The 24,659-nt window shown below is 74.6% G+C and carries 19 protein-coding genes and 2 pseudogenes; 9 read left to right on the top strand and 12 right to left on the bottom strand.

The window, feature by feature from the left end; genetic code table 11:
* Positions 1-3: 3 nt before the first annotated feature.
* Positions 4-870, bottom strand: coding sequence for an EamA family transporter (locus tag OG338_RS02360; RefSeq protein ID WP_405935728.1), 867 nt, complete (start codon positions 868-870; stop codon positions 4-6).
* A 92-nt stretch (positions 871-962) separates the two neighbouring features.
* On the opposite strand from OG338_RS02360, the gene OG338_RS02355 reads away from it, so the two are divergent.
* Positions 963-1,535: a helix-turn-helix domain-containing protein gene (locus tag OG338_RS02355; RefSeq protein WP_405935727.1), complete on the top strand. Its 573-nt coding sequence runs from the start codon at positions 963-965 to the stop codon at positions 1,533-1,535.
* Positions 1,536-1,578: 43 nt separating this feature from the next.
* Positions 1,579-2,005, top strand: a pseudogene (locus OG338_RS02350) (hypothetical protein).
* Here OG338_RS02350 and OG338_RS02345 read toward each other — a convergent pair.
* A complete protein-coding gene (locus tag OG338_RS02345; protein WP_405935726.1) occupies positions 2,002-2,409 on the bottom strand; it encodes a CoA-binding protein in 408 nt (135 codons plus the stop codon). The pseudogene OG338_RS02350 and the gene OG338_RS02345 overlap by 4 nt on opposite strands.
* Positions 2,410-2,468: 59 nt before the next feature.
* Between OG338_RS02345 and OG338_RS02340 the strand changes: the two genes are divergently transcribed.
* The 3 genes from OG338_RS02340 to OG338_RS02330 all read left to right on the top strand — a co-directional run bounded on the left by OG338_RS02340 (position 2,469) and on the right by OG338_RS02330 (position 7,570).
* Positions 2,469-3,095, top strand: a complete 627-nt coding sequence (locus OG338_RS02340; RefSeq protein ID WP_405935725.1) for a YigZ family protein — start codon at positions 2,469-2,471, stop codon at positions 3,093-3,095.
* 117 nt (positions 3,096-3,212) lie between these two features.
* On the top strand, positions 3,213-4,379 hold the full coding sequence (locus OG338_RS02335; protein ID WP_405935724.1) for an exonuclease SbcCD subunit D: 1,167 nt from the start codon (positions 3,213-3,215) through the stop codon (positions 4,377-4,379).
* Positions 4,376-7,570, top strand: a complete 3,195-nt coding sequence (locus OG338_RS02330; protein WP_405935723.1) for an AAA family ATPase — start codon at positions 4,376-4,378, stop codon at positions 7,568-7,570. The genes OG338_RS02335 and OG338_RS02330 overlap by 4 nt, the downstream gene beginning before the upstream one ends.
* On the opposite strand, the gene OG338_RS02325 is transcribed toward OG338_RS02330, so the two are convergent.
* Complete coding sequence (locus tag OG338_RS02325) at positions 7,560-8,006, bottom strand: Lrp/AsnC family transcriptional regulator (RefSeq protein WP_405935722.1); 447 nt, start codon at positions 8,004-8,006, stop codon at positions 7,560-7,562. The genes OG338_RS02330 and OG338_RS02325 overlap by 11 nt on opposite strands.
* A gap of 93 nt (positions 8,007-8,099) precedes the next feature.
* Between OG338_RS02325 and OG338_RS02320 the strand changes: the two are divergent.
* Positions 8,100-8,594, top strand: a pseudogene (locus OG338_RS02320) (rhodanese-like domain-containing protein); the annotation flags it as partial.
* A 9-nt stretch (positions 8,595-8,603) separates the two neighbouring features.
* On the opposite strand, the gene OG338_RS02315 reads toward OG338_RS02320, so the two are convergent.
* Positions 8,604-10,289: a DUF885 domain-containing protein gene (locus tag OG338_RS02315; protein WP_405935721.1), complete on the bottom strand. Its 1,686-nt coding sequence runs from the start codon at positions 10,287-10,289 to the stop codon at positions 8,604-8,606.
* Positions 10,290-10,327: 38 nt separating this feature from the next.
* Positions 10,328-10,846, bottom strand: a complete 519-nt coding sequence (locus OG338_RS02310) for an Lrp/AsnC family transcriptional regulator (RefSeq protein WP_018105193.1) — start codon at positions 10,844-10,846, stop codon at positions 10,328-10,330.
* Between the two features lie 59 nt (positions 10,847-10,905).
* On the opposite strand from OG338_RS02310, the gene OG338_RS02305 reads away from it, so the two are divergent.
* Positions 10,906-12,153, top strand: coding sequence for a trans-sulfuration enzyme family protein (locus OG338_RS02305; RefSeq protein ID WP_405935720.1), 1,248 nt, complete (start codon positions 10,906-10,908; stop codon positions 12,151-12,153).
* On the opposite strand, the gene OG338_RS02300 is transcribed toward OG338_RS02305, so the two are convergent.
* From OG338_RS02300 to OG338_RS02285, 4 genes are all read right to left on the bottom strand, one after another.
* Positions 12,080-13,474 carry a GNAT family N-acetyltransferase gene (locus tag OG338_RS02300; protein WP_405940293.1) on the bottom strand — a complete coding sequence of 465 codons (1,395 nt, stop codon included), beginning with the start codon at positions 13,472-13,474 and terminating at the stop codon, positions 12,080-12,082. The genes OG338_RS02305 and OG338_RS02300 overlap by 74 nt on opposite strands.
* Before the next feature lie 150 nt (positions 13,475-13,624).
* Positions 13,625-16,288, bottom strand: a complete 2,664-nt coding sequence (locus tag OG338_RS02295; RefSeq protein ID WP_405935719.1) for a DUF6493 family protein — start codon at positions 16,286-16,288, stop codon at positions 13,625-13,627.
* The gene (locus OG338_RS02290; protein ID WP_405935718.1) at positions 16,285-17,658 is read right to left on the bottom strand and encodes an SWIM zinc finger family protein; all 1,374 of its coding nucleotides are present in this window, start codon (positions 17,656-17,658) and stop codon (positions 16,285-16,287) included. Before OG338_RS02290 ends, OG338_RS02295 begins: the two co-directional genes overlap by 4 nt.
* A 56-nt stretch (positions 17,659-17,714) precedes the next feature.
* Complete coding sequence (locus OG338_RS02285; RefSeq protein ID WP_405935717.1) at positions 17,715-19,163, bottom strand: PLP-dependent aminotransferase family protein; 1,449 nt, start codon at positions 19,161-19,163, stop codon at positions 17,715-17,717.
* 47 nt (positions 19,164-19,210) lie between these two features.
* Here OG338_RS02285 and OG338_RS02280 point away from each other — a divergent pair, with 47 nt between their 5' ends.
* Positions 19,211-20,182 carry a DMT family transporter gene (locus tag OG338_RS02280; RefSeq protein WP_405935716.1) on the top strand — a complete coding sequence of 324 codons (972 nt, stop codon included), beginning with the start codon at positions 19,211-19,213 and terminating at the stop codon, positions 20,180-20,182.
* A 152-nt stretch (positions 20,183-20,334) separates the two neighbouring features.
* A complete protein-coding gene (locus OG338_RS02275) occupies positions 20,335-21,102 on the top strand; it encodes a GntR family transcriptional regulator (RefSeq protein ID WP_265545624.1) in 768 nt (255 codons plus the stop codon).
* Positions 21,103-21,152: 50 nt separating this feature from the next.
* On the opposite strand, the gene OG338_RS02270 is transcribed toward OG338_RS02275, so the two are convergent.
* The 3 genes from OG338_RS02270 to purB form a co-directional block, all read right to left on the bottom strand.
* Complete coding sequence (locus tag OG338_RS02270; protein ID WP_405935715.1) at positions 21,153-22,310, bottom strand: ROK family protein; 1,158 nt, start codon at positions 22,308-22,310, stop codon at positions 21,153-21,155.
* Positions 22,311-22,580: 270 nt separating this feature from the next.
* Complete coding sequence (mug, locus tag OG338_RS02265; protein WP_405935714.1) at positions 22,581-23,183, bottom strand: G/U mismatch-specific DNA glycosylase; 603 nt, start codon at positions 23,181-23,183, stop codon at positions 22,581-22,583.
* Between the two features lie 25 nt (positions 23,184-23,208).
* Entirely contained in the window at positions 23,209-24,651 is a 1,443-nt protein-coding gene (gene purB, locus OG338_RS02260; protein WP_405935713.1) for an adenylosuccinate lyase, read from the bottom strand.
* Between the last annotated feature and the right edge of the window lie 8 nt (positions 24,652-24,659).

Here is a 24,659-nt window from a genome sequence, read left to right as displayed (position 1 = left end):
GCTCTACCCCGTCGCGAGCAGCACCGTGCCGACCAGGGCCAGCCCCGCGCCCGCCGCCTGCACGCCCCGCAGCCGCTCCTTCAGGAACCCGCGCGCGGCCAGGGCCGTCACCACCGGGTACAGCGAGGCCAGCACGGCCGCGACGGTGACCGGGCCGTGCTGGGCGGCCGTGGCGTAGGTGCCGTTGGCCGCGACGTCCGCCAGGCCGACGAACGCCAGCGCCGGCAGCGCCGCCCGGACCGCCGCCGCGCCCCCGTCCTCGGGCAGCGCCCGGCCGCCGCGCCGCACGGAGACGTACAGCGCACCGCCGCCCACCGCCACATTGGTGACGCGCTGCACGAACAGGGCGAGGAACAGCCCGGTCACCGTGGTCGACGCATGGGCGATCAGCGACATCACGCCTCCGAAGCCGAAGGCCGCCACCAGGGTCAGCAGGACCGCCCGCCGCTGCACCGGCGCCCCGCGCAGCTGCGGGCCGCCCGCCAGCACGACACCCACGACGGCCACCGCGACCCCGGCGCCCTGGAGGAGGCCCGGGCGCTCCCCGGCGATCAGCCCGACGCCCACCGGCACGGCCACGCCGAGCGAGCCGAGCGGGGAGACCACGCCCATCGGGCCGAGCGCGAGCGCCTGGTAGAAGCAGAGCATCGCCACCGGTCCGACGACGCCGGCCGCGACCGCGAACCAGAGCCTGGGCCCCGCCTCGCTCCAGCCGCCGGTGGCCGTCACGATCACGCCCAGCACCGCTGCCGTGATGATCTGCGAGACCACGACCACGGTCAGCGCGGGCGTACGCCGGGTCAGCAGGCCGCCCCCGAAGTCGGCCAGCCCCCACAGCAGGCTGGCGGCCAGGGCGAACAACGCGGTCATGGGGGCCTCGCAGTACAGTGCGGTGAACGAGTGGGTACACCGCACCGTAGTGCAGGATGCTGGACCATGTCATACAGAATATTGGACGGAATGTGACTGACCTCGATCAGCTGACCCAGTCCCTCGCGCGCAATCTCAAGCGCTGGCGGGGTGAACGCGGCTTCACCCTGGACCAGTTGGCCGCACGCGCCGGGGTCAGCCGCGGCATGATCATCCAGATCGAGCAGGCCCGCACCAATCCGAGCGTCGGCACCACCGTCAAACTGGCCGACGCGCTCGGCATCAGCATCACCACCCTCCTCGACTACGAACAGGGCTCCCCGGTGCGCCTGGTCCCCGCCGACCAGACCGTCCGCCTCTGGTCCACCGACGCGGGCAGCTCGACCACGCTCCTGGTCGGCACGGACGCCCGGGGCCCGCTCGAACTCTGTTCCTGGCGGCTGATGCCCGGTGACGGCAGCCGCTCCGACCCGCACCCCGAGGGCACGGTCGAACTCCTCCACGTCACCGCCGGAACGCTCACGCTCGTCGTCGCCGACACCCCCTACGAGATGAGCGCCGGCACCTCAGCCATCTTCGAGGCGCACCACCCGCACGCCTACCGCAACGAGGGCACCGAACCGGTCGAACTCACCATGACCGTCAGCGTTCCGCCCGTCGGATGAGACGGCGCACACCCCCGCCTGCGGCGCTGTTAGCGTGACGCGCATGCGCGCACCCATCGGCTCCTTCGAGAACGCCGGCCCCGCCGTCGACCGTCAGGACCTGCTCACCGCCCCGGTGGCCGAGGCGATGCGCACCGGCTGGGGCGGCATCGACCCCGACCAGGTCCTGCACGTCGACACCGACCCGGAGATCGCCGACACGGCGGCCTTCGTCGCCCACCACGGGGCCGACCTGCTCGACCACTCGGCGAACTGCGTCGTCCTCTCCGGCAAACGCGGCGCCGACGTCACCCTCGCCGCCTGCCTGGCCGCTGCTGATCGACTCCGCCGTCGTGGACGAGGAGTGGGTTCTCATCGGCAGCGGCTCGCGCCGGGGCAAGCTGATCGTGACCGGCAAGGCGCTGGGCGCCCTGCCGGGCGCGGTGACCCTGGAAGGCTTGGGCGTGCGCTTCCCCGAAGCGTCCTCCTAGCCGAGCCTCGGGATCTCGATCGCGGGGCAGCGGTCCATCACCATGTCCAGGCCGGCCGCCCGGGTACGTGCGTACGCTTGCTCGTCCACCACGCCGAGCTGGAACCAGACGGCCCGGGCCCCCTTGGCGACCGCCTCGTCGGCCACCGCGCCCGCCAGGTCGCTGTTGACGAAGACGTCGACCACGTCCACCGGGAACGGGATGTCCGCCAGTGAGGCGTACCCCTCCTCGCCGTGCACCCGCTCGGCCTTCGGATGCACCGGGACCACACGCTTGCCGAAGCGCTGAAGCACCTCGGCGACCCCGTGGGCGGCCCGCGAACGGTTGTTGGACAGGCCCACCACCGCCCAGGTGTCGCCGCTGTCTTCCAGAATCCTGCGGATCGTCTCCGTGTCTGCGTACATGCACCGCACAACCGGCGGCCCGCCCCGGCCATTCCCGCAGGTGCGCATAGGGTGGCGGGATGCAGGAGGAGTACCGGACCGTCGCCCGCGCGGGCGTGCACGAGAGCGAGATCAACCGGTCCCGCTTCATCTGCGCGCTCGCCCCCGCGGCCACCGAGGAGGAGGCGCAGGAGTTCATCGCCCGCGTCCGCAGGGAGCACCCGACCGCCACGCACAACTGCTACGCGTACGTGATCGGCGCCGACGCCTCCGTACAGAAGGCGAGCGACGACGGCGAGCCCGGCGGCACCGCCGGAGTCCCCATGCTCCAGATGCTCACCCGCCGCGAGGTCTGCTACGCCGTCGCCGTCGTCACCCGCTACTACGGCGGTGTGAAGCTCGGCGCCGGCGGGCTGATCAGGGCGTACGGGGGAGTGGTCGGCGAGGCCCTGGACGCGGTCGGCACCCGCACCCGCCGCCGTTTCCGGCTCGCCACCGTCACCGTCGGGCACCAGCGGGCGGGCAGGCTGGAGAACGAACTGCGCGCCACCGGACGGACCGTGCGCGAGGTGCGTTACGCGGCCGACGTGACCATCGACATCGCGCTGCCGGACGCCGACGTCGAGGCGTTCCGCCGCTGGCTGGCCGACGCGACGGCGGGCGAGGCGTCGGTGGAACTGGGCGGCGAGGCGTACGACGACGCGTGACGCGGCCGGGGCCGGGAGGGACTTCCCGGACGCGGCCGCGGCGTCCCGGCGGGATGGGACACTGGGGGACGTGAGGGCACAGGGGCGGAGGATGCGCATGCGGACCGGAGCCGGGTCTTGAGGATTTTGCACACATCGGACTGGCACCTCGGCCGGTCCTTCCACCGGGTCCCCCTGCTCGACGCCCAGGCCGCTTATCTCGACCACCTGGTCGCCACCGTCGCCGAGCACGACGTCGACGTCGTCGTGGTGGCGGGTGACGTGTACGACAGGGCGGTGCCCCCGCTCAGCGCGGTGGAGCTCTTCGACGACGCCCTGCACCGGCTCGCCGCCGCCGGGGTGCCCACGGTCATGATCTCCGGCAACCACGACTCCGCCCGCCGCCTCGGCGTCGGCGCCGGGCTCATCGGCCGGGCCGGCATCCACCTGCGCACCGACCCCGCGCACTGCGGCACGCCCGTCGTCATCCCCGACGCGCACGGCGACGTGGCGTTCTACGGGCTGCCGTACCTGGAACCCGCCCTGGTCAGGGACGTCTTCAAGGCCGAGCGCGCCGGGCACGAGGCGGTGCTGACCGCCGCCATGGACCGCGTCCGCGCCGACCTCGCCGCACGCCCCGACGCCACCCGCTCCGTCGTCCTCGCCCACGCCTTCGTCGCCGGCGGCGAGCCCAGCGACAGCGAGCGCGACATCACCGTGGGCGGGGTCGCCGCGGTCCCGGCCGGGGTCTTCGACGGCGTCGACTACGCGGCCCTCGGCCACCTCCACGGCTGCCAGGCCGTCACCGACCGGGTCCGGTACTCCGGCTCCCCGCTCGCCTACTCGTTCTCCGAGGCCACCCACCGCAAGACCATGTGGCTCATCGACCTGGACGCCGCCGGGGCGGTCACCGGCGAACGGATCGACTGTCCGGTGCCCCGCCGCCTCGCCCGGCTGCGCGGCCGCATCGACGACCTTCTGGACGATCCCGCGCTCGACCGCCACGAGGACGCCTGGGTGGAGGCCACGCTCACCGACCCGGTCCGCCCCGCCGACCCGATGGCCCGCCTCACCGAGCGCTTCCCGCACACCCTCGCCCTCGTCTTCGAACCGGACCGGGCACCCGACGACCCGGACCTCTCCTACGCCCGCCGGCTGCGCGGCCGCGACGACCAGACCATCGCGGAGGACTTCGTGGCCCATGTGCGCGGCGGCTGGGGGACCGACGAGCAGGAGCGGGCGGTGCTGCGGGGCGCCTTCGACCACGTCCGGGTGGACGACGGCGTACGCGAGGTGAACCGGTGAGGCTCCACACCCTCCGCGTCACCGCGTTCGGCCCCTTCGGCGCCACCCAGGAGATCGACTTCGACGCGCTCTCCGCCGCCGGCCTCTTCCTGCTCCACGGGCCGACCGGGGCCGGCAAGACCTCCGTCCTGGACGCCGTCTGCTACGCCCTTTACGGGGCGGTGCCCGGCGCCCGGCAGAGCCCCGGCACCTCGCTGCGCAGCGACCACGCCCCGGCGGACCTGCCGACCGAGGTCCTGCTCGACCTCACCGTCGGCGGGCGCCGCCTGGAGATCACCCGGCGCCCGGCCCAGCCCCGCCCCAGGAAGCGGGGCGGCGGCCACACCACGGAGAAGGCGCAGAGCCGGCTGCGCGCGTACGACCCCGAGGACGGCTGGCGGGCGCTCAGCCGGTCGCACCAGGAGATCGGGGAGGAGATCACCCAGCTCGTCGGCATGAGCCGCGAGCAGTTCTGCCAGGTGGTCCTGCTGCCCCAGGGCGACTTCGCCCGCTTCCTGCGCGCCGACGCCGAGGCGCGCGGCAGGCTCCTCGGACGGCTCTTCGACACCCGCCGCTTCGCGGCCGTCGAAGACCGCCTCGCCGAGCTGCGCCGGGTGGCCGAGGCGCAGGTCAAGGCCGGTGACGACCAGATCCTCGCGCTCGCCCAGCGCATCGCCCAGGCCGCCGGGCCCGCCGCCCGCGAATACCCGCTGCCGGACCTCCGGCCCGGCGACCCCGGCCTCGCGGACGCGGTCCTCGGCTGGGCCGCGACCGCCCGCAGCGGCGCCGCCGAACGCCATGACATCGCCGCGTCCGTCCTGGCCACGGCGGAACGCCGGCAGGCCGCCGCCCGCATCGCCCTGGACGCCGAACGCGAACTCGCCGCGCTCCAGCAGCGGTACGCCGAGACCCGGCACCGCGCCGACGCCGTGGAGACCGGCCGCACCGCCCACGAGGAGGCGCGCGACCGCCTCGCCCGCGCCCGCAAGGCGGACCTCGTCGCCCCGGCCCTCGAACTGCGCGAGGCGGCCGAGCGGGCCCACCGGCGGGCGCGCGAGGAGCGGGACCGCGCCCTGGCCCGGTTGCCCGAGACCCTGGCCGAGGCGGGCGCCGAACAGCTGGCCGCCCTGGAGCACCGGCTCCGCGAGGACCTGGGCGGCCTCGAATCGGCCCGGCGCGCGGAGCAGCGGGCCGCCGGGATCGCCGAGGAGCGCGCCGCCCTGGACCGGCAGGCCCGGGCCGACGAGGAACTGGTCCGCGACGCCGACGACTGGCTCGCCGGCTGGGAGACCACCCGGCAGCACCTCCAGGCCCGCCTGGACGCCGCCCTCGAAGCCGCCACCCGCACCGAACTCCTGGCCCGCCGCCTCGACCCGGCCCGCCGCCGCCTGGACGCGGCCCGCCGCCGCGACGGGCTGGCCGCCGAGGCGAGGACCGCCGATCAGCAGCTCGCGGCCGCCCGCGATCAGGCCCTCGCCGCCCATGAACTCTGGCTCGACCTGCGCGAACGCCGCCTGCGCGGCATCGCGGCCGAACTCGCCGCCCAGCTGGCCGACGGCACCCCCTGCACGGTCTGCGGCGCGACGGCCCACCCGTCCCCGGCCCGCCCGGGCGACGGGCACGTCGACCGCGCGGCGGAGGAAGCCGCCGAACGCGCCCACCGCGAGGCGGAACGGACCCGCGCCACGGCAGAACAGTCCCTGGCACTGCTGCGCGAACGCCACGCGACGGCGCGCGCGGAAGCGGCGGGGTCCGCCGCGACCGACGCGGAGACACCTCCGGGCGCAGGCGCCCCGGAGGCCGCAACCGCCGGCGGCCCGGCCACCTCCGCCGCCTCCGCTCCGGCCGCCGACGCGGCGTCGGCCCCCGGCCAGGGCGCCCGCACCGGACCGGGCGGCTCCGGGTGGCCCGTGGGCGCGGTGGACGACGGTGTCCCCACCGTCGCCGCACTCCGTGCGCTCGTGGACGGGCTCGCCGTCGAGCACGACGAGGCGTACCGGCTTGCCGCCGGGGCACATTCCGCGCGGGAGGCGTTGGCGGGGGCCGAGCGGGAGCAGCGGCGGCGGGCCGAGGAGCGGCAGGGGGCCGGGCAGCGGGGGGCCGCGCGGACCTCGCGGCGTGAGTCGCTGGACCGGGAGCAGGCGGACATCGACGCGGTGCTGGAGCGGGCGCGCGGCGGGCACCCGAGCGTCGCCGAGCACGCCGCCGTGCTTCAGCGGCGGGTCGCCCTGCTCGCCGGGGCGGGCGCGGCGGTGCGCGAGGAGGAGAGCGCGGCGGCCCGGCTGAAGGACGCCGACGACCGGCTCGCGGACGCCGCGTTCCGGGCCGGGTTCGACACGCCGGAGGCCGCCGCCGCGACGCTGCTGGACGAAGCGGCGCAGCGTACGCTCCAGCACCGCGTCGACGCCTGGCAGGCCGAGGCCGCGGCCGTCGCCGACCGGCTCGCCGAGACCGCCGCCCGGGACGCCGCGAACCGCCCGCCCGCCGCCCCGGAAGCCGCCCGGGAGCGCTTCGACCGGGCCGAGCGCGCGCTGCGCGAGGCAGCCGCCGGGCTCGGCGCCGCGCGGGAGCGCCGTACCGAACTCGCCAGGCTCTCCCGCCGCGTGGCGGACGAGGTGCGCGGCCTCGGTCCGGTGCGCGAGGAGCATGAACGCGTCGCCCGGCTCGCCGGGCTCACCGCCGGCACCTCGGCGGACAACGCGCGCAAGATGCGCCTGGAGTCGTATGTGCTCGCGGCCCGGCTCGAACAGGTCGCGGCCGCGGCCACCGCCCGGTTGCAGCGGATGTCCTCGGGCCGCTACCAGCTCGTCCACTCCGACGCCCGCACCGGCGGCCGCCGGGCGGGGCTCGGCCTGCACGTCATCGACGCCTGGACCGGCCGCGAGCGCGACACCGCCACGCTCTCCGGCGGCGAGACGTTCTTCGCCTCGCTCGCCCTGGCGCTCGGCCTCGCCGACGTCGTGACCGACGAGGCCGGAGGCGTACGGCTCGACACCCTGTTCATCGACGAGGGGTTCGGCAGCCTGGACGACCAGACGCTGGACGAAGTGCTCGACGTACTGGACTCGTTGCGCGAACGGGACCGCAGCGTCGGCATCGTCAGCCATGTCGCGGACCTGCGCCGTCGCATCCCCGCCCAGCTGGAGGTGGTGAAGGAGCGGCACGGGTCGGCCGTGCGGCTCCGGTCCGGGGCGGACGGGCTCAGCGACTGATCGGGCGCCCCGGCAGCGGCGAGGAGTAGACGACGCTGGTGGTGACGGAGCCGAGCGCGCCGATCTTCCCGGACACGGTTTCCAGATGGCTCATCGAGCGGGCCGTCACCTTGAGCACGAAGCAGTCGTCACCGGTGACGTGATGCGCCTCCACGATCTCCGGCGTGGTCGCCAACAGGTCGTGGAACGGCTTGTAGTTGCCGTTCGGATACCGCAGCCGTACGAAGGCGAGGATCGGCAGCCCGAGCCGTTCCGGATCGACCACGGCCGCGTAACCGCTGATGATCCCGGCCTCCTCAAGGCGCCGGACCCGCTCGGTCACGGCGCTCGGCGACATGGCCACCGCCCGCGCCAGCTCCGCGAACGAGGCGCGGCCCTCGCGTTGCAGCACATCCAGAATGCGCCAGTCGGTGGCGTCCGGGGAATAGTCGCTCATCCGGACAGACAACCGTGGAATCCCCGGCAGATCAAACCAGCTGCCGGGAATCCCGCCTTCCGGACCGGGGTCGCCGCTCATAGATTTTCAGGCATGACTCCCCAGCCCGTCGCCCCAGGTCCTGTCCGGGCCGCCCACCCCGTCCTGAGCGTCCCGCCCGCCGAACCGGCCGGCGCGGTCGCCTACTTCGGCGCCTCGCTCGCCTTCCACGCCGACGTATCGGACGTCGCCACCGCCCTGGCAGCCGGCGGCGACCCCGGCTTCGTGCTGCTCGACTCCCGGTCCGCCGAGTCCTGGGACCAGGGGCACATCCCGGGCGCCCTGCACCTGCCGACGGCGCTCATCGCCGAGCAGGCGCCCCGGCTCCTCGACCCGGCCGTGCCGGTCGTCACGTACTGCTGGGGCCCCGGCTGCAACGGCGCCACCCGCGCCGCCCTCGCCCTGGCCCGCCTCGGCTACCGGGTGAAGGAGATGCTCGGCGGCTTCGAGTACTGGGCGCGGGAGGGATTCCCGTACGAGACCTGGGAGGGCGAAGGGAAGCGCGCGGCCGACCCGCTGACCGCACCGGCCGGGACGGACGACTGCGGCCGCACCCGGTCAGAGCTTCGACAGCTCGTCCACCAGGTCGTCCAGGCCCAGCGGACCCTGGGACAGGGCCGCCATGTGCCACGCCTTGAGGTCGAAGGCGTCACCGTGCGCCGCCCGGGCGTTCTCCCGGCCCAGCAGCCAGGCGCGCTCGCCCAGCTTGTAGCCGATGGCCTGGCCCGGCATCGAGAGATAGCGGGTCAGCTCGCTCTCCACGAAGTCGGCGGGCCGCCCGCTGTGGTTGCCGAAGAACTCCTGCGCCAGCTCCGGCGTCCACCGCTCGCCCGGGTGGAACGGCGAGTCGGCCGGGATCGTCAGGCCCACGTGCATGCCGATGTCCACGATCACCCGGCAGGCGCGCATCATCTGCGCGTCCAGATAACCGAGCCGGCGCTCCGCGTCGGGCAGGAAGCCCAGCTCGTCCATCAGCCGCTCCGCGTACAGCGCCCAGCCCTCGGCGTTGGCGCTGACGATGCCGATCGACGCCTGGTAGCGCGACAGGCTGTCCGCCACATGCACCCACTGGGCGAGCTGGAGATGGTGGCCGGGAACGCCCTCGTGGTACCAGGTGGACACCAGGTCGTACACCGGGAAGCGGGTCTCGCCCATGGTCGGCAGCCAGGTGCGGCCGGGCCGCGAGAAGTCCTCGGAGGGGCCCGTGTAGTACGGGGCGGCGGCGCCGCCGGGCGGGGCGATCCGCGACTCCACCCGGCGCACCCGCTCGGCCAGCTCGAAGTGCGTCCCGTCCAGCGCGTCGATGGCCTCGTCCATCAGGCTCTGGAGCCACGTCCGGACCTCGTCCACGCCCTCGATGTGCTTGCCGTGCACATCGAGATGGGCCAGCGCCTCCCAGGGGCCCGCGCCCGGCAGCACCTTCTCCGCCTCGGTCTTCATCTCGGCGAGCAGCCGGTGGTATTCGGACCAGCCGTACGCGTACGCCTCGTCCAGGTCCAGGTCGGTGCCGTTGAAGTAGCGCGACCAGCGGGCGTAGCGCTCACGGCCCACCGTGTCGGGCTCGCCCTCGATCCCGGGGGCGTACACCTCGCGCATCCAGCGGCGCAGCCCGTCCAGCGCGCCGGCGGCCTGCGCGGCGGCCTCGTCCAGCTCCGTGCGCAGGCTGTCCGGGCCGGCGGCCGCGAAGTCCTGGAAGAAACCCTTCGCCCCGTCCCCGACCCACTCGTCGAGCTGGCCGATGAACGTGGCGGTGGCGCGCGGACCGCCGTACAGCTTGCGCTCCAGACCGAGCGCCAGGGACTCCTGGTAGCCGCCGAGCGCCGCCGGGACGGCCCGCAGCCGCTCCACCACGGCCGCCCAGTCCTCATCGGTCTCGGTCGGCGTCACCGTGAACACCTCACGGATCGAGTGCGCCGGGGAGTGCAGATTGGAAACGGCCCGCAGCGCCTCGTCCGCCTCGTGGACGGCGAGTTCGGCCGTCAGCCGCTCCCGCAGCAGCCGGCCGCAGCGGCGCTCGGCGTCATCGGCGGCCCCGGGCAGCTGCTCCGCGCGGTCCAGCCGGGCGAGCGTGTCCCGGGCCAGCGCGGCCAGCTGCTCCTGGCCGGCGGGGGAGAAGTCGGGAAGGCGGCGCGAGCTTGCCGCGACACCGAGATAGGTGCCGGAGATCGGGTCGAGTTCGATGAAGGCGTCGACGTAGGCGTCGGCGATCTGGCGCGGCAGCGCGCTGCTGGAAGAGTCTGACATGTGGACATCCTCGTACGGAGAGGGCCCCCGCGTCACCATCAATCGGCAGGACGGACCTGACCGGGGACCGGTCCCGCCGCCCCCGGCACCGGCGGAAGCAGCGGCCCGCACTCCCACTGCTGGAAGATCAGCCGCGTCTCCACCCGGGCCACTTCGCGCCGCGAGGTGAACTCGTCCAGCACCAGCCGTTGCAGATCCGCCGTGTCCGCCACGGCCACATGCACCAGATAGTCGTCGGGGCCGGTCAGATGGAACAGGGCCCGGGACTCCGGCAGCGACCTGATCCGCTCCACGAACGGCCCGATCAGCTCCCGCCGGTGCGGCCGCACCTGTACGGAGAGCAGCGCCTCCAGACCCCGGCCCAGTCTGGCCGGATCCAGCCGCAGCTGGTGCCCGAGGATGACCCCGGTGCGGCGCAGCCGGGCCACCCGGTCCAGACATGTCGAGGGAGCCACACCGACCTCGGCGGCCAGCTCCCGGTACGTGGTCCGGGCGTCGTTCTGCAACAGCCGCAGAATGTGCAGATCCACCGTGTCGAGAGCGACGGAATCAGTCATCCGTCGAACGTAGCACGGCCGTCAGGCCACTCCTTCCGGGGAGCGTTCAGAGTGCGCGCATGGACAACGAATCCGTGCTGCCGCCCTCGACCACCCCGTCCCGGGCACTCGCCACCGAAGCCGTGCACGCCGGACGCGACGACCTCGCGGCCCTCGGCCTGCACGCCGCACCGATCGACCTGTCGACCACCTACCCCTCGTACGACTCCCGCGCCGAGGCCGAACGGATCGACGCCTTCGCCACCACCGGGGCCCGCCCGGACGGCCCGCCGGTCTACGCACGGCTCGACAACCCCACCACCGGCCGCTTCGAAACGGCGCTGGCCCGGCTCGAAGGGACCGCGAGCGCGGTGGCGTTCGCCAGCGGCATGGCCGCGCTGACCGCCGTCCTGCTGGCCCGCGCGAGCGTCGGCCTGCGCCATGTGGTGGCGGTGCGGCCGCTGTACGGATGCAGCGACCACCTGCTGGGCGCCGGGCTGCTGGGCACCGAGGTGACCTGGACGGACCCGGCGGGCATCGCGGAGGCGATCCGGCCCGACACGGGCCTGGTGATCGTGGAGAGTCCGGCCAACCCGACCCTGGCCGAGGTGGACATCCGGGCCGTCGCCCACTCCTGCGGCTCGGTGCCGCTCCTGGTCGACAACACCTTCGCGACACCCGTCCTCCAGCGCCCCGTCGAACTGGGGGCCCGGATCGTGCTGCACAGCGCGACGAAGTACCTGGGCGGGCACGGCGATGTGATGGGCGGAGTCGTCGCGTGCGACGAGGAGTTCGCCGCCGTGCTGCGACAGGTCCGCTTCGCCACCGGCGGGGTCCTGCACCCGATGGCCGGCTATCTGCTGCTGCGCGGCCTGTCCACCCTGCCGGTGCGGGTCCGGGCCGCCTCCGCGAGCGCCGCCGAACTCGCCCGCCGGCTCTCCGCCGACCCCCGGGTGGCCCGGGTGCACTACCCGGAGATCGGCGGCGCCATGGTCTCGTTCGAGGTGTACGGGGACCCGCACCGGGTGATCGCGGGGGTACGGCTGATCACCCCCGCCGTCAGCCTCGGCAGCGTCGACACCCTCATCCAGCACCCGGCCTCCATCAGCCACCGCATCGTGGACGAGGGGGACCGGCACGCCTCCGGCGTCGGCGACCGGCTGCTGCGCATGTCGGTGGGCCTGGAGGACGTCGAGGACCTGTGGGCCGACCTGTGCCGGGCGCTGGACGGCGGGGAGCCCGTACGCGAAGGGGTCAGCGCTCGGCCTGCTCGTGCGGCGGCAGCTGCGGCAGGGGGCGCGCCGGGGTCGCCGCGAGGCGCGCGGTGATCACCAGGGTGCCTTCCTCGATCTGGTAGTCGAGCGGCAGCGAGAGCGCGCGCATGGCGGCGACCATGCCGGTGTTGGACGCCTGGGTGACGGCGTAGACGTTCTCGCAGCCGGCCTCGCCGGCCAGCGCCACCAGGCGGGCCAGCAGCTCGGAGCCGATGCCGCGCCGCTGCCAGCCGTCCTCGACCAGGAGGGCCACCTCGGTCTCGTCGCCGTCCCAGAGCAGATGGCCGAGGGCTACCATCCGACCGGAGGCCGTCTGCACGGCGAGGGTCCGGCCGAAGCGCGGGCTCAGCAGGTGGCCCAGATAACGGTCGGCGTCCCGGACCGGGCCGTGGTAGCGCCGCCGCAGGGTCTGCTCGGAGCACCGCCCGTGCATCGCCACGGCCGCTTCGAGGTCGGCCCGGTCCGCCCGGCGCACGGTGATCGCGTTGCCCTCGGGCAGCGTGAGCACCTGCTCGCCGCGCGGGACCCGGGGGCCGAGCCGGGCGTCGAGCTCCACCAGGGCGCGGGCCCGCGCGAACTCCGTGGGCGTGAACGGCAGATGGGGCCGCTCCACGGTGATGACCCCGCCCGACGGGTCGCGCAGCCGCATCACGGTCTCCTCCAGCACCCCTTCGACCGGGGCGGTCTCGCCGGTGGCGCGCCCGGTGACCGGGACGGCGGGCAGCGAGCGGATCGTGCACCGGCCGAGCAGCTGCCGCAGGGCGAGCGGGAGTTCGGCCGCGTCGAGCGCGGTACGGGTGGCGAGGCCGAGCACCCGGGTCGGGGCGTCCACCAGATCGTGGGCGTCGGCCCGCTCCGTCCAGGTGGAACCGCCCCCGGCGGCGGCCACCGCACGGGACAGCTCCCGGGCCGGCAGCGACGCGGGCACCCTCAGCAGGAACTCGTCCACGGTGCCCCGCGCCAGCGGGTGCGTCTGGAGCGTGAGGATGTCGATACGGTGCCGGGCCAGCACGGTGCACAGCGCGGCCAGGCTCCCCGGCACATCCCGCACGGTGGTCCGCATCCGCCACAGCACGGTTTCGCCGGGGGCGTCGGAGGTGGCGGGGGCGTCGGAGTCGTCGGCGGCGGGCGCGGCGGTATCGGTGGCCGGTGCGGGAGGAGGGGCGTGGCTGTGGCGCCGGGCCCACCAGGTGTGGAACGCGGCCGTCGCGGTCAGCGCCACGGCCGAGGCCACGAGCAGATACGGGCCGTCCGGCTGATGCCCGATCAGGTTGGCGATCGCGTCGGCGACCGCCACCGCCGTGAACAGCGCGGCGAGTTCGATCACGTCCCGCCGCCAGTGGTGGGGGCGGCGGGCACTCTTCGCGGATGTCATATCAGTCATGAATCCACTGTGACCGTACCGTGTTGCCTGATCACGAACGCTTTGTGACCGATGGGTTAAAGGGTGATCGGCCTTTCTGCCATCGGTTTCGAAGGCGTTGGAGGTGTGTTTCGAAGGGCGCCCCGGGCGCGGGCGCCGGGCTCAGCCGGTCGCCGCCCGGCAGGCGGTCTCCAGGCGTATCGCCTGCCGCACCAGCCGGCTCGTCCCGCCGCGCGCGGCAGTCTCCGCGAGCCCCGGGACCGCCCCGCTCTTCGGCGGGCCGCTGCGCTCCGCGCACTCCGCCGCCACGGTGAGCAGATCGCTCAGCCCCCGGGGCGCCTTCTCCCGGGCCAGCAGCGTGGGCAGCACCGGTGCCAGGAAGGACAGGACCGTCCCGTACGCCCCGGTGTCCGCCGCCGTCCGTGCCGCGTCCGCCAGCCGGTTCGGCTTGACCGACTCCCGCTGGACCAGCGTGACCAGCTCGCCGCCGAGCAGCCCCCCGTCCAGCCGGCCCCGGGCCGCCAGCACCAGCAGGGCGTCCACCGCCGCCAGCCGGTCCTCCGGGTCCCGGGCGCCGAGCCCGTAGGCCAGGGCGAGATGGACCGCCCCGGCGGCGGGCCCGCCGGTCTCGGCGAGCGCGGGCAGCAGCCAGGCGGTGCCCCGCCGCTCCTCCACGCACGACGCGACGGTGGGCAGCAGCCACGCCGCGAGGGTCTCGCCGTCCTCGGGGAGGACGGCGGTCCAGTGCGGCGACTCCACGACCCAGTGGTGGCAGCGGTGGCTGAGCGGCGTGTGCGGGTCGCCGAGCCAGTGGAAGGAGCGGGGGAACTTCTGCTGGACGAGGCGGTTCCCGTCGGTCGACAACAGCACCCGGCGCACCGTCGTCACCGTCTGCCGCAGCCAGTCCCGGGCGACCGGCACATCCGTCTCCACATGCCGGGGCAGCACGGTGGCCACCGGCTGCTCCGCCCGGAGCCACGCCGCCAGCCGGTCGCCCTCCCCGGTGCCGAGCGCGGCGGCCTGCCCCGCGGCCTCCTCCTCGCCGGTGCGCCGCACCCGCAGCAGGGCCTGCGCGAAGTCCACGGCCCCGGCTCTGACGCCCAGTGCCCGGTATCCGCGCAGCCGCTCGACCAGCTCCGCCGCGTCGATGGCCCCCGTGTGCCAGGTCGGCGTGGCCAGCAGATAGGGCAGCCTGCCCGTCTGTATCGCGTGGGCCGCCTCCCACAGGCGGGCGTACAGGACGGTGTCGAGGGCGGCGTGGGAGCACGCGGCCGGGACCGTGCCACGGACCTGTCCGGCGCGGACGGCGCGCCGCGAGATCCGCCCGAGCAGCGCGGCCGCGACGATGTGCAGGCCGTCGCGGTTGAGGAGCATCCGCCGGTCGGCGTCGTCCCGGGCGACCCTGGTCCACCACTGCCCGGTGAGCGCGGACTCCAGAGCCGCGATCAGCTCCTCCCGGCCGGTGCGGGCATGCCGGACCAGCCCGTCCAGTGCCCGTTCGAACGCGGTGACGTCCTCCTGGTCGCGCTGGAGCAGGGCGGCCGTCACCTCCTCGGCGAGCTCGGCCACGGAGGCGGCCGGCGGGCCGAGCGGGCGCGGGGCCGGAGGCGGCGGCAGGATCTCCTCGTAGCCGGCGATCCCCGGCGCGTCCTCCAGCAGCTCCCCGAACACCGCGCGCGCCGCCGCCCGGTGCACCGGCGCCAGCAGCGACGCCGCCCGGGCGGCCTCCTCGCGGGCCTCCGGCGGTACGGCGGGCAGCGCGCGGGCGGCCAGCTTGAGCGCACGCTCCTGCGCGTCGGTGTCCGGATGCCCGAAGGCGTCCGCGATCACCGGCAGCAGCTCCCCGGCCGCCGAAGGGTCCCGGCGCAGCACCTTCCCCAGGTGGATCAACTGGGCGCGCACCAGCTTCTTCTCGGTGCGGAAGAGCACCGCGCCGGACACCTCGGCCAGCTGCCGGACCGACAGCGCGCCCTGCCCGTCGAGCCGGGCCAGCACCTCCTGGGCGTGGCCGGCCACGGGCGAAGGCCCGTCGGCCGCCATCGCCATCCAGTCGGCGACCCGCGCCGCCTCCTCCTCGGAGGTGGGATCGAGTCCCCGTACGACGAGCAGGCAGAAGCGGAGATCGATCGGCTTCCCGCCGCGCAGCAGCCGCGCGGTACAGCTGTCGAGCAGGGCCGCGCGGTCGAGCAGGCCCTCCGCCGCCAGGGCGGTCAGCGCGGCCGGCCAGAACGCGTCGGGGGAGTGGCCGTCGACCCAGGCCACCGCCGGAGGCAGCTCCGGCATCGCCAGGAGATGCGGCACCAGGACGTCGAGCCGGGCGTCCGCCCGCAACACGTCGGCCAGGGGCTTCTCCGGCTTGTCCTGCCATCGCGACCTGTTGACCCGATCCGTCCACGCCCGGGCCATGCCGTCCGAGACGGGCAGCGGACAGCCCGCCCGCCGGGCCAGCTCCTCGACCAGCCGGAACTCCGCGTCGGACTCCACGGCGCGGGCGGCCAGCCGGCGGGCGAGATCGGCCAGCCAGTCCGGCTCGCGGTCGCCCAGCACCTCAAGGACCCATGGGTACGGCGAGTGCGCCCAGTCCCGCAGATCCCGGGCGCCCAGCCACGCCGCGCAGCCCGCCGCCCCGGTGTGGCAGCCCGCACCGGCCACCAGGATCGCCTTGCGGACCCGGGTGCGCTCGCCCCAGCGCCAGCCCCTGGCCTCCTTGCGCAGGGCCTTCAGCTCTTCGAGGGCGGCCTTGCGCCCGCCCCGGTCGAGCCGGGCCAGCAGGGGCCGGATGTCGTCCACGCGGCCCTCGCGGACCGCGTCCAGCAGTGTGGTCACCGGGCACCCCCGGCGACCGCCGCGCCACGGCGGACCAGCCGGACCGCGAGGGCGTGCTTGCACGGGCCCCGGCGGCCCCGGTAGTCCGCCCACCACTGACAGGTGCAGCTCAGCGCCCCCGACTGCTCACGGACCTGGTAGCTCCGGTCGCCCGAGCGCACCGCCGCCAGCTCGCCGTCCAGGACCACCGCCCCCTCCCGGGCCAGCTGCCGCGCCGCGACCAGCCGGGGGTTGTGGCGCTCGGCCCGGTCCACGTCGTACGGCAGCTCGCGGTGGAAGTACGCGGCGTCCGCGAGGTCGTAGCCCACCCGGCCGGCCGTGCCCAGCCGGACCAGCGCCGCCCGGACCCGCTCCACCGGCAGGCCCGCCTGCTCCGCCAGCCGGTCCGGCTCGATCCGGGGCTCCCACGCCAGCAGCACCGACACCAGCTCCGCGTCGGCCGCGGCGTCGTCCGTGGCCAGCGCCTCCAGGACCCCGCCCTCGCCGGAGAAGCCGCGCGAGGCGTCCGGCGACAGCGTCAGCGTGAGCCGCATTCCGGGCAGCACGACCTCCCAGGCGCTCGCGGCGGCCACGCCGTCGGCCACCGGCCCGTACACGCGGAGCGCCGACGCGTACCGCAGGACCCGCTGGAGGGCGGTCAGCCGCTGGGGGCCGGGAAGACAGACGGCACCGGGCACCGGCCGGGTCGTGGGCCGCAGCGTCCGCCCGGCCGGCACCACCCACCGCGCGCCGCGCGCGGCCGCCCCCGAGGACGTGGGCAGCGACCTCAGGAACCGTACGGCGTCCGCCGCCGGGAGCTCCGCCCGCAGATCGAAGGCGGCGGAAGCCACCTGCGCCTCCGCGAAGCCCCGCAGCCAGCGGTCCGGCAGCGGCACCTTCTTCTCCACGACGGCGCCGGCCGTCGTGGTCACCGCCAGCTCCTGCGGGCCCACCCGCAGATGCAGCGGCTCGTCACCGCCCAGCCGCGAAAGCGCCTCCCGCAGCGGATGGTTCACGTCCACATTGGTGGTGCCGTGACCCGTCTCCACCCCCTCCAGGCCCTCGCTGAGCACGTCGAGCCGCGCGTACACCCCGCAGCAGCCGGAGAACGACTCGAAGCGCAGCCGGTCGCCGTTGCCCGTCACCACCGGGTCCAGGGACGACAGCAGGGTCCGCTGGTAGTAGCGCGCGGCGGCGACGTCCGCGACGGCGAGCAGCCCCCGCGCCGCTATCTGCGGCGAGGCCAGGAACCCCGAGAAGAACCGGGGGTGCGCCTCGGCGCCCCGCGGTGTGGAACCGCCGGCCGTCTCCAGGCCGAGCGACCGCCCGGCCTGCGAGGAGGCCAGGGCGGAGGGACGTGAGTAGGCCAGCGCCTGCAACGTTCGGGTCATGGAAAAAACCGTAGAACCCACCACTGACAATCGGTCATCACCACAGGTCAACAGGGCTATTGGAGCAGACCGGCCAGTGCCCGCACCCCGCGCACGATGTCGGCCGGTGCCAGATGGGCGTACCCGAGGACGAGGCGTACGCAGTCGTCCTCCGGCCGCTCCGTCCCGTACTCGCGCAGCAGCCGCACAGCCACCCCGGCAGCCGCCGCGCGCTCCGCGAACTCCTCCTCCGGACCCCGGAGCCCGGGAAGCCGTGCGATGGCGTGCAGCCCCGCCGCGACCCCGCTCACCTCCGTGCCCGGGATGTGCTCGGCCAGGGCCCGGGTGAGCACGTCCCGGCGCTCCCGGTACGCCCGCTGACAGCGCCTCAGCTGACGGTCGTAGCCCCCGCCGGTCACGAAGTCGGCCAGCACCGCCTGATCCAGGGACGGGTTGCCGAGGTCCATCATCCGCTTCCGCTCCACGAGCTCGGCGGTCATCGAAGCGGGCGCGATCAGCCAGCCAAGACGCAGCCCGGGAGCCAGCGACTTGCTGACCGAACCGGTGTACGCGACACGTTCCGGATCGAGGCCCTGGAGGGCACCGACCGGGGCGCGGTCGTACCGGAAGTCACCGTCGTAGTCGTCCTCGACCAGCAGCCCGTCCGTCTCCCGCGCCCACTCCAGGAGCCGGCTGCGACGGGCCGCGGAGTACGCCACTCCGGTCGGGAACTGGTGGGCCGGAGTCGTCACGACGGCCCGCACCCCGGAACGTTTCAGCGACCCCACGGCCAGCCCCTCCGCATCCAGCGGAACCATGGCGGTCGCCACCCCGGCCGAGGCGAAGAGCGCCGTGTGCTCCGGGCTCCCCGGGTCCTCCACACCGACCGTGCGCACCCCGCGCCCGTGCAGGACGAACCCCAGCAGCGTCGTCGCCTGCGCGACCCCGGAACACACCAGCAGCCGTTCCGGATCGGCCACCACCCCGCGCCGCCGCGTCAGCAGCGCGGCCAGGGCCACGCGCAGCTCCGGCAGACCGCGCGGATCCGGATAGCCGAGCGCCCCGTGCGGCAGCCGCCCGAGCACCGAGCGATGGGCGGCGGCCCAGGCACTGCGCGGGAAGAGGGACAGATCGGGCGTCCCGGGCCGGAAGTCCACCCGCACCCCGAGGGCGCGCGGCGCCAGATCCCGCGCACCGCCCGCCGCCGCCCGCGCCGACCCGCTCACCCACGTCCCCGCACCGCGCCCGCTGCGCAGATAGCTCTCCGCCGTCAGCTGCTCGTACGCCTCGGTCACCAGACCGCGTGAAACGCCCAGATCGGCGGCCAGCTCCCGGCTGGACGGCAGTCGTGTCCCCGGCGCCAGACGGCCGGAGCGGACCGCCTCGCGCAGCGCCGACTGGAGCGCCCGGCCGCGGCCACGCGCCGGGGCCGACGCCACCGGAAGCAGCAACTCCCAGGCCGCCGAGACGGATGCACGGTCCGGACCGGTGTTGCCGGAAGGCGGATTGGTCCCCGAAGCTGTCATGGAAGTGGACCTTAAACCGGACCACCGCGCTCCCTAGCGTCGGTCCCATGAACACGACCTCACTGCGAGGGGCCCTGCCGGCCACCGTCGCCTGCGTCCTCGTCGGCGCCTCCTTCACCGCCAACAGCGTCCTCGGCGACTACCCCTACGCGGGCGGCCAGGCGCTTCGCTACGGCCTCGCGGCACTGCTCCTGCTGCCCCTGATCCACCGCCCCGGCGAACGCCGCCCCGCCGCCACCCTCCGCCTGCTCACCGGGCGCCAGTGGGGGCGGCTCGCCCTGCTCGCCGCCGTCGGCATGGTCGGCTTCAACCTCGCCGTCCTGGCCGCCGAGCGCTCCGCGGAACCCGCTGTTCCGGGCGTCTTCGTCGGCTGCGCCCCGATCCTCGTCGCCGTCCTCGTACCGCTGCTGGAAGGGCGCAGGCCCGCACGGCCCGTGCTGTACGCGGCGGGGCTGGTCGTCGCCGGGGCGTTCACGGTCCAGGGCTGGGGGCGCACCGACCTGAGCGGCATCCTGTGCTCCGTCGGCGCGCTGGCCGGCGAGGTCGGCTTCGCCGTGATCGCGGTGCCGGTGCTGCGCCCGCTGGGCCCGAAACTGCTGTCCGCGACCGTGTGCGCGATCGCGGCGGCCGAGTCGACGGTCCTGGGCCTGGTGCTGGACGGCGGCGGCTTTCTGCGGGTGCCGACCGGGGCCGAGGCGCTGGCGCTGATCTGGCAGGCGGCCGTCGTGACGGTCATCGGCTTCGTCTGCTGGTACATGGGCATGCAGCGCATCGGCGCCGAGCGCGCCACCCTCTTCTCCGGCCTGATCCCCGTCTCGGCCGCGCTCACCGCCCCGCTCGTCGGCACCGGTTCGTACGGCCTCGCCCAGGCGGCCGGGTCCTGCCTCGTCGGCCTCGGCGTGGCGATCGGCTCGGGGGTGCTGGGGCGGCGCGGCGCGACCGTCCCGCAGGTGGAAGCTCCCGCTCGGAAGGCGGCCGTCGGGCCGCGTGCGGGGCGCCGGTCCGCGAACGTCCTGTGAACGCTGCGCGGCTCGCCGTCCATTCACAGGATCTCCGGCGCAGGATTGGTCTTGACCAAGGGGTTGCGCCGTCCTATGGTCTCAACGTTAAGACAGGAACCTTTAATAAATAACGTCGCGGAATAAGCCGCTGGGCGATTGCGGAGGACAGGGTGGGGACCACGCAGCTGGAAACGGTGCAGGAGCCGAAGTACTGGCACCTCAAGACCGTGCTCAGTGAGGCACTCGACTCGGACTTTGCGGTGGGGGAGATCCTTCCCAACGAGCGCGAGCTCGCCGCCCGGTTCGGCGTCGCCCGGGCCACGCTCCGGCAGGCCCTGGAGCAGCTCGAACTCGAAGGCAGGCTGCACCGCCGCCGGGGCGTCGGGACCACGGTCGCCCCGCCCCGCGTCGGCGTGGCCGTCTCCACCGCCCGCAACGACTGGACGGACGGCGGGGCCGACACCGCCTGGCAGCCGGTGGACTGCGAGAGCGCCCCCGCCCCGGCCGCCGTCGCCGCCACGCTGAACGCCGGCGCCGAGGAGCCCGTGCACATCGTGCGCCGTATCCGCACGAGCCACGGCCAGGTGGTCGCCGCCGAGCTGCTCTACGTGCCGTCCTCCTCGGTGCCGGAGCTGTCCGGGATAGACGCCCCGTCCGGCGCGGCCCGCGCCCGCAACGTCGTCCGCGAACTGCACCGGCTCGGCCTCGACGGCCAGGACCGCTCCGTCGAGCTGGGCTCCGCCCGCGCCGACGACGCCAAGGAGCTGGACCGGCTCCCCGGCGCCCCCGTCCTCGTCGTCACCACCCGCTACCTCGCCGCGGGCGGTACGGCGGCGGTCTCGGTCGCCACGTACCGGGCCGACACCTGCCGGCTCACCTTCGGCGATTCGGGCGACCTGGAGATCAGCCACCCGGCCGAGGAGCGCCAGGCGTCCTGACGCGCGGCGCGTCGAGCGTCGAGCATCCGGCACCCCACGGCCCGTCGCGTTCAGCGGCGGGCCGTCACCGTTCCCTCGACCGCGAACAGCTGCTCCTCCACATGGTCGAGCGCGAGCCGCAGCGCACCGGTCGCCACCGCCGCCTCCCCGAGGAGCGACAGGCACACCCGGGGCGGGCGCAGGCAGTAGCGGGCCAGCTCGCTCCGCAGCGGGTCCAGCACCCCGTCCAGACCGGCGGCCCAGCCCCCGACCACCACCAGCTCGGGGTCGAGCGCCAGCACCAGCGCCGCCACATCGTGCACCAGGCGCTGAATGAACCGCTCCACGGCGGCCTGCGCCTGCGCGTCCCCGTGCCGCGCCTTCGCGAACACCGCAGCCACCGCGTGCTCGTCCAGCGGGTCCAGCGGGGTGTCCGTCGTGGACAGCAGATGCTCCGGTGTCACGTCCCGGCCGAGCAGATGCAGTGCGCCGATCTCCCCGGCCGCGCCGCCGAACCCGCGGTGCAGCCGCCCGCCGATCAGCGAACCGGCGCCCGGGCTCAGCCCCGCCAGCACGAACACGATGTCGTCGGACTCCGTCGCCGCGCCCTTCCAGTGCTCCGCCACGGCGGCGGCGTTGGCGTCGTTCTCCACGAGGACCGGGCAGCGGAAGGAGCGCCGCAGCCGTTCGCCCAGGGGCAGGCCCGTCCAGTCCGGCAGCGCGGTGCCCAGCCGCACGGTCCCGTCGGCCTCCACGATGCCCGGGCTGCCCACGCCGACCGCGCGCAGGCTGCTGCGGGCCACTCCGGTGCGGCGCAGGACCTCGGCGACCACGGCCCGTACCCGGTCCAGGCGGTCGTCGGCACCGGCGGTCTCCGACACCTCGCGGGAGCCGGCGCCGATGATCCGGCCGTCCAGCCCCGACAGCAGGGCTGAGACGCGGTGCGGGCCGATCTCGATGCCCAGCAGGTGCCCGGCCTCGGCGCGGAAGCGGAAGCGGCGGGCCGGACGGCCCTGACGGCGGGTTTCGGCCCCTTCCGGAGCGCACTCCACGACCAGGCCCGCCTCGAAGAGCCCTTCCACGACGCCCTCGACCGTCGGACGGGACAGGCCCGTGATCCGGGTCAGGTCCGTCAGGGTCGAGGAGGACGCGCCCCTGAGGGCATGGAGTACCACCGCGGAATTGATCCGCCGCAGCAGCGAGGGATCCCCGCCGGTCAGCCGGCCCACGGTGTGTCCTCCCAGCTCGTGCGCATGTCAGGCGGATCGTACTCGCTGCTCAGGGGGTAGGCGACCGAGGGATGCGAAGCCGTTAGGAAGGCGTTCGGCACACCGGGCGCGGCTGCCGCGGACCCGGGTGCGAGGACTGGTGCCATCTTCTGCGGGGTACCGCCCAGTTGGTGCCGGGGCGGTACCGACCGGGGGCGCGGCGCCCGGAACGAGGTGGCTGAAATCATCTCAAAGTGCGGAGCGGAGTCCCGATTGTCAGTGGGGGAAGGTTTACTGACGGACGCTCGCCGGTGAGGAGAAGGGCGTGGTCGTCACGGAGCCCGACCCGCCCTGACCTGAGCCCTCCACCGCCGCGCGCAGCCGGGCGTACTCCTCGGCCATCGTGGCGGCCGTCCAGTGTGCGTTGAGGCCGCTGGGGTTGGGCAGTGCCCAGACGCGGGCCCCGCCGACCGTCCGTTCCTGCGGCCCGATCCCGGCCCGGCGCTCGCCGAACGCCGTGCGGTAGGCCGTGATGCCCACGACGGCCAGCCAGCGCGGCCGCAGCCGCTCGACCTTGGCGGTGAGGATGCGCCCGCCCTCCCGGTATTCCTCGGCGGACAGCTCGTCGGCGCGGGCGGTGGCCCTGGCGACGACGTTGGTGATGCCGAGCCCGTGGTCGAGCAGTTCCGCCTGCTCGGCGGGGGCCAGCCGGCGCGGGGTGAAGCCCGACAGATGGAGCACCGGCCAGAAGCGGTTGCCGGGGAAGGCGAAGTGGTGCCCCGTCGCCGCCGTCGTCAGGCTCGGGTTGATCCCGCAGAACAGGACACGCAGGCCGCCCGCGACCACGTCGGGAACGACGCGGTCGCGGGCGGCCCGGAGCTCTTCGGGCGTCATCTGCGGGAGGCGGTGGCCGGCGCCGTCAGAGGATGGAGCCGGGTGTGTAGCCGGCGGCCTCGGGGTGCTGCTTGGTGATCTCCTCGATCCGTGCGACGAGCGCGGTGACCTGGTCGCCGGCCGCGCCGGTGAAGGACAGCTTGTCCGCCATCAGCTCGTCCAGCCGGGCACGGTCCAGCGGGATGCGCTCGTCGGCGGCGAGCTTGTCCAGCAGCTCGTTGCGCTCGGTGCCCTGCTCGCGCATGGCCAGGGCGGAGGCGACGGCGTTCTCCTTGATCGCCTCGTGGGCGACCTCGCGGCCGACGCCCGCGCGCACCGCACCCATCAGGACCTTGGTGGTGGCGAGGAACGGCAGGTAGCGGTCCAGCTCGCGGGCCACGACGGCAGGGAACGCGCCGAACTCGTCCAGCACCGTAAGGAACGTCTCGACCAGCCCGTCGAACGCGAAGAACGCGTCCGGCAGCGCCACCCGGCGTACCACCGAGCAGGAGACGTCGCCCTCGTTCCACTGGTCGCCCGCCAGCTCGCCGGTCATCGACGCGTAGCCGCGCAGGATGACCATCAGGCCGTTGACGCGCTCGCAGGAGCGGGTGTTCATCTTGTGCGGCATCGCGGACGAGCCGACCTGGCCGGGCTTGAAGCCCTCGGTGACCAGCTCGTGGCCGGCCATCAGCCGGATGGTCTTCGCCACCGAGGAGGGCGCCGCCGCCAGCTGCACGAGCGCGGTCACCACGTCGTAGTCGAGCGAGCGGGGGTAGACCTGGCCGACCGAGGTGAAGGCGTGCGCGAAGCCGAGGTGCGCGGCGATGCGCTCTTCGAGCTCGGCGAGCTTCCCGGCGTCGCCGCCGAGCAGGTCCAGCATGTCCTGCGCGGTGCCGACCGGGCCCTTGATGCCGCGCAGCGGGTAGCGGCCGAGCAGGTCGTCGAGGCGGCCGTACGCCACCAGCAGCTCGTCGGCCGCGGTCGCGAAGCGCTTGCCGAGGGTGGTGGCCTGCGCGGCCACGTTGTGGGAGCGCCCGGCGACGACCAGCTCGCGGTATTCGGCGGCCAGCTTGCCCAGGCGGGCCAGGACGGCGACGGTGCGGTCGCGCATCAGCTCCAGGGAGAGCCGGACCTGAAGCTGCTCGACGTTCTCGGTGAGGTCGCGCGAGGTCATGCCCTTGTGGACGTGCTCATGGCCGGCGAGGGCGTTGAACTCCTCGATCCGGGCCTTCACATCGTGCCGGGTGACCTTCTCGCGCTCGGCGATCGAGGCCAGGTCGACCTGGTCGAGGACGCGCTCGTAATCGGCGAGAGCGGCGTCGGGCACCTCGATCCCGAGGTCCTTCTGGGCACGCAGCACCGCCAGCCACAGCCGGCGTTCCAGCTTCACCTTCTGCTCGGGGGACCAGAGGACGGCCAGCTCCGTGGAGGCGTAGCGGCCGGCCAGGACATTGGGGATGCGAGGCTTCGCAGACACAGCAGTCACGTGTACGG

It is taken from the genome of Streptomyces sp. NBC_00726 (assembly GCF_045161735.1).
GTDB lineage: Bacteria > Actinomycetota > Actinomycetes > Streptomycetales > Streptomycetaceae > Streptomyces.
This window is presented reverse-complemented; position numbering and strand designations above follow the sequence as displayed.